Genomic DNA, 19,777 nt, shown 5'->3' on the forward strand with positions numbered 1-19,777 from the left:
ACGTTGATAGGTTGGGTGTGTAAGTGCTGTGAGGCATTGAGCTAACCAATACTAATTGCTCGTGAGGCTTGACCATATAACACCAAAGTGGTTTTGGATGAGAAAAGTGAAAGCTCAATCTCATCAAAATGACAAAGACACAGATACGATAAAGCATCAGCAATGATGAACATCGGTTTAATACTTGATCCACGTTATTTCAAAACAGAATTGTTAAAGATCCAAGCACGTATTCGCGTGTTTTGAGACAAGTCGAAAGACAATGCAATCAACGCATAGCTCAAAACAAACGCAAAACGAATTGCTTGACGATCATAGAGGCGTTGAACCACCTGATCCCATCCCGAACTCAGAAGTGAAAAGCGCCATCGCCGATGGTAGTGTGGGAGATCCCATGTGAGAGTAGGTCGTCGTCAAGCTTTATATTAAGAGAAACCCCATCCTGCTCAGCAGGGTGGGGTTTTTTCGTTATGGGGAATCACCATCGCCCATGCTAGTCTCGCAAGGGGATAAGCATCGTCAAGCTTTATATCAAGAAGGCCTGATAGCTAACGCTGTCAGGGTTTTTTTCGTTTAAAATAACGGCAATACAGATATTAACCTCAGAGTACCTCTATGTTAGATAAAGAAGCACAGAAGAAAGTTGATAAGGCGAATGTATACAGGTTAGTCGTATCAAATTTTTTAATTAATTTAGGGGATGTTTTGATTAACCCTAAGGTTACTCTTCCTTGGCTTCTACAAAGCGTAGGTGCACCCTTGTTTTTGTTAGGGTGGCTTGTACCTATTCGTGAGTCTGGCTCTTTGTTACCGCAGGTTATTATTGCTCACTTTATTTATAAGATAAAAATTAGGAAGTGGGTGTGGGTGCTTGGAAGTGTTATCCAATCTTTATGTGTCGTATTGATTGGCTTTGCCGCCTTATTGCTCGAAGGTGACTCTGCTGGTTGGGTGATTATTAGTGGATTAGTTGTTTTTAGTGTTGCGAGGGGATTGAACTCTGTCGCGTCTAAAGATGTTTTGGGCAAGACTATAGTTAAAAATAAACGAGGGAGTGTGACTGGTTGGTCAGCTAGTGCCGCTGGTTTTATAACTATTATCATTGCTTTCAGTATGTTACTCGGCTTTGACAGTCTTCATAACAATACAGGTCTCTACGTTTGGGGGATTGTTGCAGCTACATCTATTTGGTTAGTTGCTGCTTTAATTTACTCGTTCGTACGAGAGCCTTTTAGTGAAGTGGGTGGAGTAAGCTCGAGTTTACTTAGCGTATTTAAGGAGTTTGCTTTATTACGTACAGACCGGACATTCCGTTCATTTGTTATCGCCCGATCGTTGTTTTTGTGTGCTGCTTTAAGTGCGCCTTATTACGTTCTAATTGCTCAAAATAACGCTCAAAATTCAGTTTTCACTTTGGGCTTATTTATATTGGTAAGTGGTTTGGCTTCTTTGTTGTCTTCTCCGTTTTGGGGGCTTTTTTCCGATTATTCCAGCCGCCAGGTGATGGTTTTTTCTTCGTTATTAAGTGTGTTATCTGGGGTGGGATTATTTTTTAGTGCTAATTTTGAGCTAGAGATGTTCTCGGGAAGTTGGTTTTTACCTCTGTTATATTTTGTTCTTAGTATCGCGCATCAAGGCATTCGTATTGGGCGTAAGACGTATTTAGTTAATCTGGGAGAGGGGAATAGGCGTACCAGCTATGTATCTGTTAGTAATACAGTCATAGGTATTATTTTGTTAGGTATGAGTAGTATCAGCTTATTATCTTACGTAGTTTCCCTAGAAACTCTCGTTTTGATATTTTCATTCATCACTTTGGTCGGTGCTGTTATGGTTATTCGTTGCTTACCTGAAGTTTAAAGCGGCATTTGTTCTGATATTGCTAGTTTCTACCGCTTTAAGCTCTCTATTATTAGTTTGGTAAGGGTATAGAGGGGGCATGCTTGATACGATTCAGTACTACTGTTGAAGTAAGATCTCGAACACAGGTTAGACTGGAAAGTGACTCGCTTAAAAAAGAAGAAAGCGATGGTAGGTTTTCACTAATGACTCGCAGCCAATAATCAGAGTCACCGCTGACAGAATAGCATTCTAATATCTGAGGAATCGCCTCAATTGCCTGTTTAAACTCTTTATCAGAATTCTTGGTTCTCTTGTCGAGAGTGACACTAACAAAGGCGGTTATTTGATAACCAAGCTCACTGGCATTTAATTGAGTAAAGTAAGCTTCTATTAGATTGTTTTGTTCAAGTCTCTGTAAGCGTCGAGAGCATTGTGACGGTGATAAACTCACTTGTTCGGACAAGGCAACATTACTTAATCTTGCATTTGTTTGCAGTGCTCGTAGCAATCGCCAATCATAACTGTCTAGTTCAATATGACTCATTCAAAGTTCCTTAATCAGCATCTATAAATGTGTGCTGCTATTTTTATATTTACTAAGCTGTTTTTAGCTCAATCAACAAGAATAAGGGGTTTTATAAACTAAACAAGCTTAAAAGCTTTGTTTTTGCATTTTTTTAGACATTTATTTGCACTTTTGTATTTGTGGGTCGTAAACGCATGGAAGGTGTTTTGAATTCGTTGAATAAAAAATGCCGCGTATCATGGTTGATAGCGGCATTGATAGGTTTCTTTAGTAAACGGCTATTTTTGAGGTAGATGCTCAGATAGCCAAGCTAGTGCTTCTGGGTAAGGAGCTGGCATATTCAATTTTCTGAGTGCTGCCTGAAGTATTTCTGGGTTACCAGAGCAAAAATTAAGATGCCCGACTTTTCTCCCTGGACGCACTTCCTTTTTATACCAATAAAGCTCTAAGCCTTGTAAGTTGAGCCAATCATAGTTGAGATCGACGCCAATCAAGTTGACCATCATACTTTGATTCTTAACTTCTGATGGCGTCAGCGGTAAGCCTGCTACAGCTCGTACATGGTTCTCGAACTGACAAACACTTGCACCTGCTTGAGTCCAATGTCCGCTGTTATGGACTCGCGGAGCAAGCTCGTTGATGAGTAGCTTATCACCTACGCGAAAGCATTCCATAGCCATTACACCAACATAGCCTAAAGCGTCCATTAGTTTACTAAGCATCGCCTCAGCTTTGCTCTGTAGAGGCTTCAGGCGTTCTAATGGTGATATGGAGGCGTATAGGATGCCGTTAATGTGTAAATTGAGAGTTAGAGGGTAAAAATGTGTTTCACCATCTTTTCCTCTGACACCGACTAAAGAGACTTCCTCATCAAAGTTGATGGCTTGCTCTGCAATTGCGCGTCCTTTCCAATCTTCAGGGATTTCGGTTTCTTCAGATTGTTTTAACCAATATTGTCCTTTGCCATCATAGCCACCGCGACGCTGCTTCATGAGAACACGTTCACCTAATGTCTCATAAGCATATGTAGCTGTTGAATCTGATTCAACAGGAAACCAGGGCGCTGTAGCTAGGGCAAGACGATCTAGCCACTGCTTTTGTGTTAGTCGATCCGCTAGCTGTGGAAAGGTGGTTAAGTTGACAAAGTTGCTGTGCGTAGCGAGTTGTTTGGTCGCCACGGTCTCTGGCCACTCCTCTCTTTCTGCTGTCACAATGTCTGTTGGTGACAGAGCCAGTGTCTCTGTTGACTCAATATCAACTGGACGAACATCAAGACCAAGTGGTGTTCCTGCCTGCTTTAGCATCGCGCCTAATTGACCTGCACCTAATACCCATAGAACTGACATAGATTAAGCCTCTCTTGGGTCTGGATTCGCTAACACAGTTTCGGTTTGATTCGTGCGGAAAGCTTCAATTCTTTTCGCAAGCTCAGGGTTAGAAACAGCTAGAATTTGGCAAGCTAATAAGCCTGCATTGAAAGCGCCAGCGCTACCAATGGCAAGGGTTCCAACAGCAACGCCTTTCGGCATTTGAGCGATAGAAAGTAAGCTGTCCATGCCGTTTAGAGCTTTGCTTTGCACTGGAACACCTAAAACAGGTAAGCGTGTATGAGCAGCTACCATACCAGGTAAATGAGCCGCACCACCTGCGCCGCCAATAATGACCTTAAAGCCTTTGTCTGCAGCGCTTTCTGAAAATTCTGCAAGTTTAACTGGTGTTCGATGCGCGGACACAACCTCAACGTGGTAGCTTACGCCAAGAGCATCCATTATTTCTGCGGCACCTTCCATTGTCGCCCAGTCGCTTTTTGATCCCATTATTAGGGCTACATCTGCTTGCAAAACTCTTCTCCTATAAGTTGTATCCAACGTGATGTTGAGGGGCTTGTACGTTGAATCTAATTAGTAAGTTTACTTCGCTAAACGCGGCCTAACACGTTTATGCATGGTAACAATTGGCGGCTAATATAGCCGATTTTGAAGTAAACCGCGAGCTTTGAGGAGCGTAGAAGTGCTTAAGTTCAAACATAGTAAGTAGTAAAGAAAAGAGCGACTAAAGTCGCTCTTTTAGGTATTTATCGTAATCCGGAATCTGTCGTTCAAACTCCGTTTCAAATAATGGGGAAGAAACTAGAAAGTTTGCTGAAGAAACACTGCATGCAATCGGAATGTTCCAGACCGCAGCGACTCGAAGTAAAGCCTTAATGTCTGGGTCATGCGGCATCGGCTCGAACGGATCCCAGAAAAAAATCAATACATCAATTTTACCTTCGGCAATGAGACCACCAAGTTGCTGATCTCCACCTAAAGGGCCGCTAATGAGAGACTGTACAGGAACGTTTAATTGCTTATGCATTAAATTCCCTGTTGTCCCAGTTGCCATGAGGTTATGTTTGATTAGCTTTTTTTTGTGCTTTTCCGCCCACTCGATAAGGGCAGGTTTCATATTATCATGAGCAACCAGAGCAACATTTTTACGCTCTGGTGTCATGATGGTTTTTTGTTGCAGTGTATTGTTTTTCACTGTGGATTATTCCTCAGCAGCGCCCACTTTAACCACTTTCATCATGTTTGTTGTGCCGTAACTTACTAGGTGATCACCTTTAGTTACTATAACAAGGTCACCATCTTTGATTAGGCCAAGCGATTTAACATGGTCAACCAAGCCAGTAATAATAGTGTCTACATTGTACTCCTGTGAAGAGAAAGCCACTGGTGTTACGCCACGATAAAGGTTTACTTTATTCAGGGTGGCTTGATTTGGAGATAATGCATAAATTGGCAGACCAGAGCTGATGCGAGACATTAGAAGTGGTGTTGTGCCAGATTCAGTTAAGCTAATGATAGCTTTAACGCCTTCCAAATGGTTGGCAGCGTACATAGCAGACATAGCAATGGTTTCATCGATACTAGTAAAAGTAACATCAATACGGTGCTTAGAACGGTTAATTGCTGGTTGCTTTTCAGCACCCAGACAAACACGGTTCATGGTTTTAATTACTTCTTCTGGGTATGCGCCAGCAGCGGTTTCGGCAGACAGCATGACTGCGTCCGTACCGTCTAGTACAGCGTTAGCAACATCAAACACTTCCGCGCGAGTTGGCATTGCGCTAGTAATCATGGTTTCCATCATTTGAGTTGCTGTAATAACAGGGCGGTTCAACTGACGACAACGCTTGATCATGTGCTTTTGTACGCCGATTAATTCTGCATCACCAATTTCAACACCGAGGTCACCACGAGCAACCATAACGGCGTCAGAGGCAAGGATGATAGCATCCAGTGTTTCGTTGTCTGCAACCGCTTCCGCACGTTCTACTTTAGATACGATACCCGCTTTGAGGCCAGCAGCTTCCGCTAGTGCACGAGCTTCGTGAAGATCTTCTGCAGAGCGAGGGAAAGAAACGGCTAAGTAATCGGCTTTTAATGCCGCCGCTGTTTTGATGTCTTCGCGATCTTTATCGGTAAGTGCCGCTGCAGACAGTCCACCACCTTGACGGTTAATACCTTTGTTATTTGATAAAGCACCACCAACGATGACTTTAGTAATAACTTCTTGGCCTTTCACTTCTAATACTTCCAGGACAACTCGTCCGTCATCAAGAAGCAAAATGTTACCTGGTTGAGAGTCTTTCGCCAGTTGAGGGTAATCAATACCAACTCGAGTTTCGTCACCGTTGTTTTTGTCAAAGCCTACATCAAGAATAAAAGTCGCTCCGTCCTTCAGTTCAACCTTTGTATCTTTAAAGCGTGCAATACGGATTTTAGGACCTTGTAAGTCACCAAGGATTGCAACATGACGATTATTTTTCTTCGCCATTTCACGAACCACTTCCGCGCGGTTAATGTGATCTTCTGGTTGACCGTGGGAGAAGTTTAAGCGAAAAACATTCGCTCCAGCCAAAATCAGTTTTTCGATCATTTCTGGTGAGCTGGAAGCAGGGCCTAAAGTGGCAACAATTTTAGTTCTACGAGTCATGTTAAGTACCAAAGATTAGAAAGCGTGAAGAGAAGTATAAGAGACGACGAAGGCTGCGTCAGCAGCCTTCGTGTATTTTGACTATTTAGCAGTCATTAATGCGATAGTATTATCGAGCATTCGGTTTGAGAAGCCCCATTCGTTATCATACCAAGCCATTATTTTAACCAACTTACCTTGAACGCGAGTTTGTGTTGCATCAAAGTTAGATGTGTAAGTGCTGTGGTTAAAGTCAGAAGAAACTAGAGGTTCATAATTGATATGCAATACCTGAGCAAGAATAGGATCCGCTTTGATTGCGTCTTCTATAATTTTATTAACTTCTTCTACTGTCGTTTCGTGTGGTGCTAGGAAAGTTAGGTCAACCAAAGACACATTGATTGTAGGCACACGAACCGCCATGCCATCAAATTTACCAACCAATTCTGGCACAACAAGACCAACAGCAGCAGCAGCACCAGTTTTACTTGGAATCATATTTTGCGCTGCAGCACGAGCACGGTATAGATCTTCGTGATAGACGTCAGACAGGCGCTGATCGTTAGTGTAAGCATGGATAGTAGTCATTAAACCACTTTCGATGCCCAGTTTATCGCTTAATGGCTTAGCTACAGGTGCTAGGCAGTTAGTTGTACAAGAAGCGTTAGAAATAACTGTCATATCAGATGTAAGAACATCTTGGTTAACACCGAATACAACTGTTGCGTCAACTTCTTTTCCTGGTGCAGAAATAATGACTTTCTTTGCTCCCGCTGTGATGTGTGCACTGGCTTTTTCTTTTGTTGTAAAAAATCCTGTGCACTCATAAACAACATCAACACCTAATTCAGCCCAAGGAAGGTCCGCAGGGTTGCGTTCAGAAAAAGTTCGGATTTTGTCTTTGTTGACATAAAGAGCTTCATCATCAAAAGTGACTTCTTCACCAAAACGACCGTGTACAGTGTCGTATTTTGTTAAATGAGCGTTGGTCTTGGAGTCGCCTAGATCATTGATCGCAACAATTTGGATTTGATCACGCTTGCCTGATTCATACAAAGCTCTAAGCGTGTTGCGGCCAATGCGTCCATAACCATTGATAGCTACTTTAATTGTCATACTCACCTCTAAATAGTGCGAAAGTTACTAATTGTTCGAATTCGAACAATTAGCGTTCAATAATGTTCTTTGACGTAAAAATACTACATAAGTAATTTTTTAAGCAAGGATTAGTAACAAATTCCTTACAGTTTGACTATATTTTGATCAGTTGGTGGTTATTGATCATGCTGCATAGAAGTATATTACAAATGTCGGAAGATTTTAGCGGAAAAAATGCTTTTTTCGAATCCTTAATGTAAAAAAATTACAAAATAATGCGTTTTTAGTTGGTTTTATGGGATTTTTGACGTGAAATAAAATCAAAATGTAGTAATATTACATAAAAATAGTGTCAAGCAGCTTGCTGAGATAACAGAATGAGAAACGGAGATAAGCATGAATCCGATTGTTGCTAAGGTAACGAACGACATCATTGAGCGTAGTAAAACCTTGCGTGAGCAATACCTTAAAGATATGAGAAAAGCACAAGAGCAAGGGCCACATAGAGGGAAGTTGTCCTGTGGTAACTTAGCTCACGGCTTTGCTGCATGCGAACCTCAGGATAAACAAAAACTGACGCTAATGGATGAGGCAAATATAGGAATAGTGTCGTCATACAACGATATGCTATCCGCTCACCAGCCTTACGAAAACTACCCAGATCAAATCCGTTCTGCTGTAAAAGAAATGGGCTCAGTCGCTCAATTTGCAGGCGGCGTACCTGCCATGTGTGATGGTGTCACTCAAGGGCAAGATGGGATGGAATTGAGCTTATTTAGCCGAGATAACATTGCACAAGGTGCCGCGATAGCGCTTTCTCATAATATGTTTGATGCAGCTATCTACTTGGGGATCTGTGACAAAATTGTTCCCGGCTTGTTAATAGCTGCATTACGTTTTGGTCATTTACCGGCTTTATTTATTCCTGCAGGCCCAATGCGCTCAGGTATCACCAACGCGGCTAAAGCGGCCGTTCGTCAGCGTTATGCACAAGGACAAGCAACTCGAGAAGAATTACTTGAAGCGGAATCAGCGTCTTACCACAGCGCAGGTACTTGCACTTTTTATGGTACAGCTAACTCGAATCAGTTGTTGGTCGAAATCATGGGGCTTCAGCTTCCTGGTTCGTCTTTTGTTAACCCTGATGATCCATTGCGAGGTGCGTTGACTAAATACGCTTCTCAGTTATCCACTAAGATCACAGCGCTTGGCCGAGATTATCGACCTTTATATGAAATAGTTGACGAGCGCAGCATTGTTAACTCGATTGTTGGTTTATTGGCAACGGGTGGTTCAACTAACCATACGATGCATATTGTGGCTTACGCTCGTGCGGCAGGCATTATTATTACTTGGGATGACTTTTCTGCTCTTTCTAAAGTTGTACCATCATTGACTAAAATTTACCCGAATGGCCAAGCGGATATTAATCATTTTCATGCGGCTGGCGGTATGGCATTTTTGGTTAAGCAATTACTGAAAGGTGGTTTGTTGCATGAAGATGTAAATACTATCGTCGGTAAAGGTTTAACACATTACACCAAAGAGCCTTTCCTAGATGGCGATAATTTAGTGTGGCGTGATGGCACAGATGAAAGTTTAGATATGAATGTAGTGCGACCGATTGATAACCCTTTCAGCAAAGAAGGCGGCTTGGCTTTGTTAAAAGGTAATCTTGGTCGCTCTGTAATTAAAGTTTCTGCCGTAAAAGATGAAAATCGAATTATAGAGGCGCCAGCGGCTGTATTTCACAGTCAAAATGCATTGGCTGATGCTATTGCGAGTGGTGAGCTAAAACGTGACTGTGTGGCTGTGGTTCGCTTTCAAGGGCCAAAAGCATTGGGTATGCCAGAATTGCATAAATTGACACCTTACCTTGGTAATTTACAGGATCAAGGTTATCGAGTGGCGTTAGTAACCGACGGTCGCATGTCCGGTGCATCTGGTAAAGTGCCTGCGGCTATTCACCTAACACCAGAAGCACTAGCGGGTGGATTGATTGCTAAAATTCAAGATGGCGATATGGTGCGCTTGGATGCTATTGAAGGAACTTTGTCTGTCCTAGTTTCTGATGAAGAGCTGAATCGACGTGAAGCGGCTCAGCAAGATTTAACGGATTCCCATCAAGGCATGGGGCGTGAACTATTTAGCGCACAACGCATTCTAGTAAGCGGTGCTGAACAAGGTGCATGTAGCCTGTTTAATGACTAAACCTTTCCTCTGACTACTAACATTTGTTAGTAAATGGTGTTTGGGGGCTTGTTTCAAGCCCCATTTTTTTGTCTAAACTTTCTCCTTCTCCTGTTAGTGTTCGTTAACTCTTATGCTTATAAAGTCTTATATTTAAATATGTATTTCTCTTGAACCAAAAGGTGTTCAATTTCCTGTGGGCATAAAAAAGGCCCGAACCTATTTATGGGTTCGAGCCTTCTAAAGCAATAAACTCAGTGAGCTTGTTGCTCTTATTACTTAGTTCATTGTATCTAGAGCTTTCTCGTATTCATCAAAAGATTCGGTTACAGACTCTTCTGGTTTGCCTGTAGCCATGCTGACAACAATGATTGCGATGCTTGAAAATACGAAGCCAGGAAGGATTTCGTATAGGTCGAAGATACCACCTGTTAATTGCTTCCATACAACGACGGTAACACCACCGATAATGATGCCTGCTAGGGCGCCGTTACGGTTCATATTGCGCCAGAACAAACTTAGAAGAATAGCAGGACCAAATGCCGCACCGAAACCTGCCCAAGCATAAGACACTAAGCCAAGCACTGAGCTTTCAGGGTTTAGGGCAAGCACTAAAGCAACAATTGAAATCGCCACAACAGCAAAACGTCCAACGTTAACGATTTGTTTTTGCGTGGCTTCTTTATTGAATAGTTGTTTGTAAAAGTCTTCAGCTAATGCAGAAGATGATACTAACAATTGAGAGTCTGCAGTACTCATAATTGCGGCCAAAATAGCGGCAAGAAGAATACCCGCAACCACAGGGTGGAAGACGGCATTAACAAGAATCATAAAGATTTTTTCGGGATCATCTAATGTGCCAGCTAGGTTGTTATCAACAAATGTGATACCAACAAGACCGATTAATATAGCACCAACCATTGAGATAAATGTCCAGATAACCGCAATACGACGGGCCGTTTTGATGTCTTTATTAGAACGAGATGCTTTGAAGCGCGCTAGTATGTGAGGCTGACCAAAGTAGCCGAGACCCCAAGCAACAAGAGATATAATACCAATTGCCGTTAATGGTTCACCGCTCACACTTGTCCAAATATCTAGCAACTCCGGGTTTTTAGCTGTCAGTGTGCTAGACAGCTCAGACCAGCCTCCATCCAATGCAACAAGAGGCACGATAATTAACGCTGCGCTCATCATTAGGCCTTGGACCAAGTCTGTCCATGCAACTGCAAGGAAGCCACCAAATAGCGTGTAAGACACAACACATACTGTACCGATAACCACGGCATAGGTGTAATCTAAGCCAAATACAGTTTCAAATAACTTACCGCCAGCAACTAAGCCAGAACTTGTATAAAACAAGAAGAATAGTAGGATGAATAGAGCTGAAATCGTTTGAATTAGCTTAGATTTATCATTGAAACGAGTAGACAGGAAATCTGGAAGCGTTAAAGCATTGTTTGCTTTGATACTGTAGGTTCTTAGGCGTTTTGCACAGATAAGCCAGTTTAGCCATGTGCCGGCAAGAAGACCACCTGTAATCCAAACGGCTTCTAAACCTGAGGCAAAAGCGTAACCCGGTACCCCAAGCAGCAACCAACCGCTCATGTCCGAAGCGCCAGCGGAAAGAGCCGTCGGCCAAGGGCCTAGTGAGCGCCCACCAAGAAAGTAATCTTCAGAGCTGGAAGTGAGTTTGTAAGCATAAAGCCCAATACCTAGCATAACTACTAGATAGGCTAGGAAGGTAAAGCTGATCGCATAGCTGCTTTCTATCATTATTATTGTCCCCTAGTCGGAATTGTTTTGTGTGGAACAGCTTTGAATAAGTTGGGTTACTTATTCGTGTCCCGAAAAGTGGTAACGTCTAAATCGTTATCATGAGAGTCATCGATATTAGGTGTAAAAAATAATCGCCTGACTGTAAAGAGAATGGACGGCATTTTAATCTACCTCAAGACTCGGGCGGATTCTAAGTGGCTGGGGGGAGATAATCTTTCAAAATGCTCTCGCAAATTTACAAAAAAATCTGGTTTGCTTGCTGAGTAGATGGATTCGAACAAAAACTTAGGAATCATAAAGAAATTTATGAAAGAAGTAAGGCGCAACCAGTGCGCCTTATAGGGGGTTATTTCTTTTCTACTTTTGGTAGTCGAGTGTCCTGAACGCTTTGCTTTAGCTTTTTAAGGTGGGCGTTGAACTCAGGGCCACGCTTTAAAAGTACGCCAGTAGCAAGTGCATCTATTAACGTTAGATAAACAATACGCGAACTCATCGGCGTATAAATATCAGTGTCTTCAGTTTCTTCGATAGGAAGTACAATTGAACAATGTTCTGTTAACGGAGAGTCTGGATTGGTAATGCCAATGACCGACGCGCCAGTCGCTCTAGCAACACGTGCCGTTTCAATAAGCGGTAATGTTCGTCCAGTGTAGGAAATAACAACAATAGCATCTCCTGAATGAGCACCGGCCGCTGCCATGCGCTGTACCAATATGTCGGTGTAAGCAACAACAGGCATGTTTAGGCGAAAAAATTTATGATGAGCATCTTTCGCAACGGGTCCAGATGCACCTAAACCATAAAATTCAATGCGTCGAGCTTGGGCGAGTACATCGACAGCTCTGCTGATTAACGATTCAGGCAAAATCTCTTGAGCTCGAGTTAAATTGTTTTTCGCCGCTTCAAAAATTTTCGCTGTGACTGCTCCAGGCGCATCGTCTGGTTCCACGTTTAAGTTAACGTATGGCGTACCTGTGGCAAGACTTTGAGCTAGCGATACCTTAAAATCCGGAAAGCCGCTGCCGATTAGGCTACGGCAAAAACGGTTTACGGTTGGCTCACTCACCTCAGCTCTAGCTGCCAATTTTGCAATACTTGAGTGGATAGTCGTTTTAGGGTCGACAAGAATCGCTTCCGCAACTTTTCGCTCGGATTTGCTTAGTGTGCTTAAGCGTTCTTGTATTTTACGAATAATGTCTTCGTGTTTATTCATTGATCTGCTTCAAAGTTGTCTATTGACTCGGATGGTTCAGTTGTACATTCTGACAGCGACTTACATTTCTGGCAATAAAATGATGAAAAATGACTGAATTATCTGAGTATTTCGCAAATCTGGCTTGTATTTTACCAAGCTGCGACAAGATTAAAACCACTTCACTTGAAGAAGGCTTTTCTAATGAAGCATACTTAATTGATTGGGGGCACAGTGCTCGTTTGGTATTACGTGTACCCTTTATTGATAGCGATATATTTTATATTAATCGAGTTAATGAAGTGGAAACGCTAAAGAGTGCCGCTATATTAGGCTTATCTCCCGCTGTACTTTGGCATGATCAAAAGGGCGCAGTAGCTTGCCAGTTTGTTGCTCAGCCCTCGCTTGATTGGTCTGTTGCTCATGTGGATAAAGATATTGCTCGAATTGCTCAGGCATTAGCAATTAGTCATCAAGACCTACCAATTACAAATCATCAATACGCTGTTTTTGACGTCATTGAACATTACTTAAGCGGTATTTACTCTTACATTGAAAATGATGCCGTATTGCTGAACGAGTATGAATATCTTAAATCTATTGTTAGCCAGCTACTACAGCCGAATCCGTTGCTGAAGCCAGCGCTTTGTCACAATGATTTGAATCCAAAGAATATCCTCATGGATAATGAACAATTATGGTTCATCGACTGGGAGTACTGTGGTGTGGGTGATCCACTATTTGATCTTGCAGTGGTAGCAAAGTCGCATAATTTAGATGAAAGACAAACGATGCTTTTATTGGCAGAGTATGATGTGGATTTGCCTTTTACAGCGGCTTTAGAAGCAATCTCAGAGTATAAAAAAGCGTATGCAGTAAGGGAGATGGCTTGGTTATTACTAAAGCATTTGGTAACTCCAGAGGATTCTATTTCTTTGGCGTATTATTATGAGTTCAAAGCGATGCCTTCGCTCAATCCATTCTGTGCCTAATACTGGCTCGATATACAAAAGAGAAATGAATAATGGAATTAACAGGAGACTGGCAACACTATTTAGCCAGTGAACTTGAAAAAGAATACATGCATGACTTGCGAACATTTCTTTGTGAAGAACAAAAAACAAAGATAATTTATCCCTCGCGAGCAGAATATTTTAATGCGTTAAATACCACACCATTTAAGCAGGTGAAGGTAGTGATCTTAGGACAAGATCCTTACCACGGTGAGAATCAGGCTCATGGTTTATCTTTTTCGGTAAAGCCAGGGGTAAAAGTGCCGCCTTCTTTAGTGAATATATATAAAGAACTTGAAGCTGATTTAGGCATTGCTCCAGCACAACATGGTTTTTTATTGCAGTGGGCTGAACAGGGGGTTCTACTTCTCAATAGTGTGTTGTCTGTTGAAGCGGGTAAGGCAAACTCTCATCAAAATAAAGGCTGGGAAATCTTTACCGACAAAATTATCGAGCTAATTGATCGGAAGCATCAAGGCGTGGTGTTTATGTTGTGGGGATCTTACGCACAGAAAAAGGGTCGCTCTATTGATAGAGAAAAGCACTGCGTTTTAGAAAGTGTTCATCCATCGCCTTTGTCGGCCTATCGAGGCTTTTTTGGGTGCCACCACTTTTCAAAGGCCAATGAATATCTAACACAACAAAATAAAAAGCCTATTGAATGGGCATTAGAGCCAATAGAAGGCAGAGGAAGCGAAGACGGTGCCCAGTTTGGTTTGCCGTTTTAAGAGTGGTTAAGAGAATCGCACGCTTATCGTTAAGATCCTCTATGCGAAGGGCTATTTTTTGCTATCCAGCGAATATGGAAGAGGCAATAAGGTTACTTCTTCGTTACCTAGCAGGAGTTGCTTGGTGTCACTTGGATCAATGTTTAAAATAGCTTGAGCGAAGTGCGTATTGTTGATTTGAGAAGTTGCAAAGATTTGACCTGCGCTTTTGCCTTGCTCATCGACAAGCTCTTTTGTTGTCTCTGATTTTCCTTCCCAGGTTATTAAGCTAAGCTGCTTTTTCGACTTCCCCTTGTATTGCATTCGAGCAACGATCTCTTGTCCAGTATAACAGCCTTTAGTAAAGCTAATGCCACCAGTGCTTTGCATATTCAGCCATTGCGGAAGGGTTGTTTCACTTTGCTCCAAGGTAATCACTGGACGAGCTGCGAGCAAGCTAAGTGCTGCCAATTCTTTGTTTGTTTCTTCTATTGTTGACGTTGTGATTAACCATTCAATGTTTAGTGGTGTATTGCCCAGAGTCAAAGTGATGGTTTCATTGTTTCTGGTTGTTGCTAGCTGCGAGGATTCCGCACCTTCCGAGGTTAACTTGGTATAAATCGTAAAGTCGTCTTGAGCATCCGTTAGCTCAGTTTTGAAAAAGACCGCGTACTTTTTCAGGTGTAATAGGGTTTTTTCTACTAAGTCCTTTGCCATTAGCATTAGAATATCTTCGTTGCTCTGTACCAAGTAGAAGTTTGTAATGATGCGACCTTTTATATTACAAATAGCGCCATAAAGCCCAGAATTTGCTGATAAAGTATTAATATCACAGGTTATTTGCCCTTGTAGGAACTTTTTAGCGTCTGGGCCTGAGACGCGCAAAGCACCAATATCAGGCAGTTTTGCGATGACATCTTGTTTGAGCAGCGTTGAATCAATAATATCTTGAAGCGAGGGCATAAAACTTTCCGTAAATAGATGAACAAAAAATAGAGTAAGACATTTTTTGTGAAGTTAGCTTATTTGTAATGACTATTTTTTGCTTTTCAATAGATAGGTGATAATGAATTTTATTCTATCTCTGTTTCTGCAAATTGAGCTTTGATCGCTAATATTGTGTCCAGTTCTTGCTTCAGTAGTGGGGGAAGTGCTGGATCGAAATGTTTGCCGCTCTGCTCCATAATATAGCTGATTGCTTCTTCGGTGGGCCATGCTTTTTTATAAGGACGCTCACTGGTCAGGGCATCAAATACATCGGCTAGAGCAACAATTCGCCCTTCGATAGGAATGTCCTCTCCTGATAAACTGTTTGGATAGCCTGTTCCATCCCATTTCTCATGGTGAGTAATAGCAACAGAATGAGCGAGCTCGATAAGGTGAGAGCTTGGATTAGATAGGATTTCAGCACCAATTTGTGCATGTGTTTTCATAATTTCATATTCTTCGTCCGTCAGCTTGCCCGGCTTAAGTAGTATTTTATCGGCAATGCCTATTTTGCCTATGTCATGCATAGGCGCTGCCATCATGAGGTCATCGGCTGATTCTTCACAAAAACCATAGGCCAAAGCAATGACCTTTGCATAGCGGCTCATACGTTGCACATGCATGCCTGTTTCGTTGTCTTTGTATTCTGCTGCACGCCCCAGTCGTTGGATTAAGTCTATGTGGGTGTTAAGCAGCTCATCGGCACGAATTAAGGAGAGGTGCGTTTTGACTCGAGCGAGTACTATAGCGGGAGTAATAGGTTTTGCGATGTAATCAACCGCGCCAATTTCAAAGCCCTTTTCTTCATCAACACTGTCTTTGAGAGCTGTGACAAAAATCACCGGAATATGAGCGGTTTCAGGGTTTTGTTTTAAGCGTTCGCACACCTCTAGACCAGTCATTTCTGGCATCATAATGTCCAGCAATATTAGATCTACTTGTTCTTTTTCGACCAAGTTTAAGGCATCTTGGCCAGATCTAGCAAATGACAAACGGTAACGGGCGGCTTGAAGTACCTGCCTTAATACTCTTAAATTTGAAGGTTCGTCATCGACTATTAGGATTCGAGGGGCTTGTTTGCTACCAATTCTCATGAATTAGCCTCCTTTATCAGTTGCTCCTTGAGAGCGCTAATACTTTCAATGGCTTTGTCGAAGTCAAAGTTAGAAATAGATTGAGCAATATCTACTACTTGAGGTTTTAGGTGCTTTGGAGCCCCTGAAATGATTAAATCGATAGTATTATCATCAATTTCGTAAGATTCTACTGCCTTTATTAGCGTTTCAAGCAACGGCAATAGCTGAGTGTTAGTAAGTATCGGTGGGCCTTCTTGCTGCTTGTTTTCAGTACCATTTGCTTCACTTTCGGTTAACTGTTGAAGTTCGTTTAATATATGAGGAAATAGCACATCCAATGATTCGATGCTGTTATGACATTGGTGTTCATCTTTGTCTTGAGCTGCTCGCTCTAGTGTCGTCATTATTTTAGAAAGGGGAATCAAAGCGAGGTTGCCTGCAGTCCCTTTAATTGCGTGAGCCAATGCATAAAGCTCAGCGTATTCTTCATTGCTCAAATAATTGGAGAAACGACTGCTTAAGTTATGGTTTTGCTGAGAAAATGTAGATAATTCATCTAGGTACACAGAGCGATCTCGCCATAGGGCAAGGCCTTTTTTCATATGGATTTGTTGGATTTGGCCATTTGATGGGCTGTTCTGAGCGTGATCTAATTGCAGTGCTGTAGGTACCTCATTAAGAACCCTTGCCATTTCGCCAATAAGCACTTGGATATCAATGGGTTTATTGGCAAACCCATCCATACCCGCTCGCTGTGCGTCTAATTTATCTTCCATTAAAACATTGGCCGTTAATGCGATAATTGGCGTATGTTTTAAAGCCTGCTCTTTTTCGTAGCTTCGTATTATCTGGGTTGCGGTCAACCCATCCATATTGGGCATTTGAATGTCCATAAGGACGATGTCTGGTTTTATTTCTTTAAATTGTTCTACAGCAGTGATGCCGTCGTTCGCTAAAAAAATGGCGTGACCATAGCGCTTTAATAGTAAAGTCAGCAGAGTTAGGTTCTGTTCTATGTCGTCGGCCAATAAGATTCTTTTAGGGGAGATGGTTGAGAGTTGTGTTGAGTTAACTTCCGGCTGTATTTTTGATTCTTTAAGTGGAAGGTCAAAATAGAAACAGCTGCCTTTTCCTAGCTCACTGCGCACAAAGATTTCGCCACCCATGAGATTGACGAGTTGTTTCGAGATGCTGGTTCCTAAGCCTGTTCCACCGAAGCGGCGGCTCATTGAAGCATCTGCTTGAGTAAAGGGATCAAAAATGTTCTTGAGTCGTTCCTGCGGTATGCCAATTCCAGTGTCTTTAATTGTAAAGCGAAGGTTGCCATTGACAAGCTTGCTAATGGTTAAGGTCACATTGCCTTTTTCAGTAAACTTGATCGCATTTCCTAGTATATTCATCAGAACTTGTCTGATTCTGTCTTCAGCGCCTAAATAAGTATTCGCTACATTGGGTTCTATATGAAAGTTCAGCTCTAAGCCTTTTGACCGAGCTTGTAACCAAAGTGTGGATATAACGGTATCCACCATGTTTGCAGGTAAGAAGGCTCGGATGTCTAAGTCCAACTTGTTCTTTTCTAATTTTGCGCTGTCGAGTATGTCGTTCAGCAGGTGTAATAGAGAACGTGCCGATTTGCTAATTGTGGCTAGGTGCTGCTTACTTTCACCTGAAATATCGGCTTCTAGTAGAATGTCGGAAAAACCAATAATTGAGTTCATTGGGGTACGTATTTCATGGCTCATGTTGGCTAGAAATGACGCTTTACTTTCTGCGGACTCTTCGGCTTTTTCTTTTGCTAAACGCAGCTCGTCTTCCATTTTTATGCGCTGTGAAATGTCCAAAATAACGCCGTCTATCCATTCGGCTTCGCCGTTTTTGTTATGAATTACTGAACCATTTTCTAGCACCCAAACATAATGGCCATCTTTGTGTTTTAAGCGATATTCAATCTCATAAGACTTATATTCCTTTTCGGCCTCATTAATCGCTGCTGTTACGCTCTCTAAGTCATCTGGATGAAGGAGTTGGCCAAGTGAAATTTTTTCTTGATAGAAATCGTCTGTTTGCCATCCTGTTAGATCGTAAATTGCGTCACTGATAAAAAGGGCGGTCCAGTGGTCATTCATTAGGCAGCGAAAAGACGCACCTGGGATATTTTTCATAAGAGAGCTGTACTGTTGCTCACTTTTTTTAATGGATTCCTCCAGCGACTTTCTAGCGGATATGTCACTAATAAAACCAACAAAAAGTGTTTCTTCATCGAGCAAGTCGACCCTACCTACGCCCAACCGAATAGGAAACGTATGGCCATCTTTGTGAAGAGCGAGAATTTCTCTATCTTTGCCTGTTAGCTCGCTTTCTCCTGTTTTACGAAAATGCTCCAGCGAGGTGTTATATTCGTCTGTGTATTCAGGTGAGAACAAGATACCAAAAGACTGACCGATGATTTCCTGTTCTTGCCAGCCGAAAATTCTGATAGCGGCATGATTAAACTCTTTGATAATACCGTGGCTATTGACCGTTATAATGCCATCAACAGCGGTATCTAAGGTGGTCTTTAAGCGTTGTTCACTGGCTGTTTTCTCTAGTAAAAGTTGGCGGTAGCGTAATTGTGACGCGATATTTACTGCTAGGATAGAGAGTAATAAGGTAATAATGGCGACGACAAGAGAAAGGTAGTCGTTAGAGGTTTCTTGCATATGAGAATGAGACATCATTTCGTCGCCTGACGTAATGAACCTTGCCCCAGCCATGCCTGCATAATGCATACCTGAAATAGCTGCGCCCATAATGAGCGCACTAATGCAGCTGACCCATTTAGAGTCTAAATTCGACCACATTTTTCTTACATAATAGTGAGTAGACAGCGCGATAAATGCGAGAACAACTGCTATGACAATAGAAGCAAAGAACCAGGTAGGGTCATACTTGAGTTGGACCGGCATCTGCATTGCTTCCATGCCTATATAATGCATAGCGCCAATGCCACTTCCGACAAGTATTCCACTTGTAAGCAGCAGCCAGATATTTAAATCAGGAATAATTAATCGCTTGAGGGTTACGTAGGATGCCCAAATAGCGGGGATTAATGACAGTGTAGTGAGTAGTGGGTCATAGGTAACGCTATGGCCCATATTAAATGCCAGCATTCCGACAAAATGCATGCTCCAGATACCGCCTGCCATGATGAATGAACCAGACACTAATGCGATAGTCTTGTATTTTTCGATAACAATGTGCTGAGCAACAGAGGCGAAATGCAAAGCAAAAAAAGAGGCGCTAGATGCTAGGAAAATAGAAAGGATAACAAGTAGGTAGTTGTAACTCCCCATTGTTAGTTGGCTTTGATCTACTTGGGAAATAAAAAAACTACTCAACCATTGCATTAGATTACTTGCTACCTATTGAAG

At 42.1% G+C, this 19,777-nt stretch carries 15 protein-coding genes and 2 rRNA genes; 6 read left to right on the forward strand and 11 right to left on the reverse strand.

Features of this window, described 5'->3' with window-relative positions; translation table 11 throughout:
- From DFP77_RS01935 to DFP77_RS01945, 3 genes are all read left to right on the forward strand, one after another.
- Positions 1 to 76: ribosomal RNA gene (locus DFP77_RS01935) — 23S ribosomal RNA — on the forward strand; the annotation flags it as partial.
- 228 nt (positions 77 to 304) lie between these two features.
- A 5S ribosomal RNA gene (rrf, locus tag DFP77_RS01940) occupies positions 305 to 419 on the forward strand.
- 196 nt (positions 420 to 615) lie between these two features.
- On the forward strand, positions 616 to 1,860 hold the full coding sequence (locus DFP77_RS01945; RefSeq protein ID WP_114410618.1) for an MFS transporter: 1,245 nt from the start codon (positions 616 to 618) through the stop codon (positions 1,858 to 1,860).
- A 52-nt stretch (positions 1,861 to 1,912) separates the two neighbouring features.
- Here DFP77_RS01945 and DFP77_RS01950 read toward each other — a convergent pair whose 3' ends face one another.
- The 6 genes from DFP77_RS01950 to gap all read right to left on the reverse strand — a co-directional run bounded on the left by DFP77_RS01950 (position 1,913) and on the right by gap (position 7,441).
- Positions 1,913 to 2,386 (reverse strand): Lrp/AsnC family transcriptional regulator, encoded by a 474-nt coding sequence (locus DFP77_RS01950; RefSeq protein WP_114410619.1) that lies wholly within the window; start codon positions 2,384 to 2,386, stop codon positions 1,913 to 1,915.
- A 260-nt stretch (positions 2,387 to 2,646) separates the two neighbouring features.
- Positions 2,647 to 3,714, reverse strand: coding sequence for a 5-(carboxyamino)imidazole ribonucleotide synthase (gene purK / locus DFP77_RS01955; protein WP_114410620.1), 1,068 nt, complete (start codon positions 3,712 to 3,714; stop codon positions 2,647 to 2,649).
- Between the two features lie 3 nt (positions 3,715 to 3,717).
- Entirely contained in the window at positions 3,718 to 4,209 is a 492-nt protein-coding gene (purE, locus tag DFP77_RS01960; RefSeq protein WP_114410621.1) for a 5-(carboxyamino)imidazole ribonucleotide mutase, read from the reverse strand.
- Positions 4,210 to 4,420: 211 nt separating this feature from the next.
- The gene (locus DFP77_RS01965; protein ID WP_114410781.1) at positions 4,421 to 4,858 is read right to left on the reverse strand and encodes a methylglyoxal synthase; all 438 of its coding nucleotides are present in this window, start codon (positions 4,856 to 4,858) and stop codon (positions 4,421 to 4,423) included.
- Between the two features lie 39 nt (positions 4,859 to 4,897).
- Positions 4,898 to 6,346 carry a pyruvate kinase gene (gene pyk, locus DFP77_RS01970; protein ID WP_114410622.1) on the reverse strand — a complete coding sequence of 483 codons (1,449 nt, stop codon included), beginning with the start codon at positions 6,344 to 6,346 and terminating at the stop codon, positions 4,898 to 4,900.
- A gap of 81 nt (positions 6,347 to 6,427) precedes the next feature.
- The gene (gene gap, locus DFP77_RS01975) at positions 6,428 to 7,441 is read right to left on the reverse strand and encodes a type I glyceraldehyde-3-phosphate dehydrogenase (protein WP_114410623.1); all 1,014 of its coding nucleotides are present in this window, start codon (positions 7,439 to 7,441) and stop codon (positions 6,428 to 6,430) included.
- Between the two features lie 378 nt (positions 7,442 to 7,819).
- Here gap and edd point away from each other — a divergent pair, with 378 nt between their 5' ends.
- Positions 7,820 to 9,634 carry a phosphogluconate dehydratase gene (edd, locus tag DFP77_RS01980; RefSeq protein WP_114410624.1) on the forward strand — a complete coding sequence of 605 codons (1,815 nt, stop codon included), beginning with the start codon at positions 7,820 to 7,822 and terminating at the stop codon, positions 9,632 to 9,634.
- A 258-nt stretch (positions 9,635 to 9,892) separates the two neighbouring features.
- Here edd and putP read toward each other — a convergent pair whose 3' ends face one another.
- Both putP and hexR read right to left on the reverse strand, forming a co-directional pair.
- Complete coding sequence (gene putP, locus DFP77_RS01985; RefSeq protein WP_114410625.1) at positions 9,893 to 11,389, reverse strand: sodium/proline symporter PutP; 1,497 nt, start codon at positions 11,387 to 11,389, stop codon at positions 9,893 to 9,895.
- Between the two features lie 349 nt (positions 11,390 to 11,738).
- Complete coding sequence (gene hexR / locus DFP77_RS01990; RefSeq protein WP_114410626.1) at positions 11,739 to 12,605, reverse strand: transcriptional regulator HexR; 867 nt, start codon at positions 12,603 to 12,605, stop codon at positions 11,739 to 11,741.
- Positions 12,606 to 12,694: 89 nt separating this feature from the next.
- On the opposite strand from hexR, the gene DFP77_RS01995 reads away from it, so the two are divergent.
- Both DFP77_RS01995 and ung read left to right on the forward strand, forming a co-directional pair.
- Positions 12,695 to 13,576, forward strand: coding sequence for a choline kinase family protein (locus DFP77_RS01995; RefSeq protein WP_114410627.1), 882 nt, complete (start codon positions 12,695 to 12,697; stop codon positions 13,574 to 13,576).
- A 32-nt stretch (positions 13,577 to 13,608) separates the two neighbouring features.
- Positions 13,609 to 14,325, forward strand: coding sequence for a uracil-DNA glycosylase (gene ung / locus DFP77_RS02000; RefSeq protein ID WP_114410628.1), 717 nt, complete (start codon positions 13,609 to 13,611; stop codon positions 14,323 to 14,325).
- A 51-nt stretch (positions 14,326 to 14,376) separates the two neighbouring features.
- Here ung and ygfZ read toward each other — a convergent pair whose 3' ends face one another.
- The 3 genes from ygfZ to DFP77_RS02015 form a co-directional block, all read right to left on the reverse strand.
- Positions 14,377 to 15,267, reverse strand: a complete 891-nt coding sequence (gene ygfZ / locus DFP77_RS02005; RefSeq protein ID WP_114410629.1) for a CAF17-like 4Fe-4S cluster assembly/insertion protein YgfZ — start codon at positions 15,265 to 15,267, stop codon at positions 14,377 to 14,379.
- Positions 15,268 to 15,377: 110 nt separating this feature from the next.
- Positions 15,378 to 16,385, reverse strand: a complete 1,008-nt coding sequence (locus DFP77_RS02010; RefSeq protein WP_114410630.1) for a response regulator — start codon at positions 16,383 to 16,385, stop codon at positions 15,378 to 15,380.
- Positions 16,382 to 19,753 carry a PAS domain S-box protein gene (locus DFP77_RS02015; RefSeq protein ID WP_114410631.1) on the reverse strand — a complete coding sequence of 1,124 codons (3,372 nt, stop codon included), beginning with the start codon at positions 19,751 to 19,753 and terminating at the stop codon, positions 16,382 to 16,384. Before DFP77_RS02015 ends, DFP77_RS02010 begins: the two co-directional genes overlap by 4 nt.
- Positions 19,754 to 19,777: the final 24 nt, after the last annotated feature.

This window comes from Marinomonas foliarum (assembly GCF_003337275.1).
GTDB classification, from domain to species: domain Bacteria; phylum Pseudomonadota; class Gammaproteobacteria; order Pseudomonadales; family Marinomonadaceae; genus Marinomonas; species Marinomonas foliarum.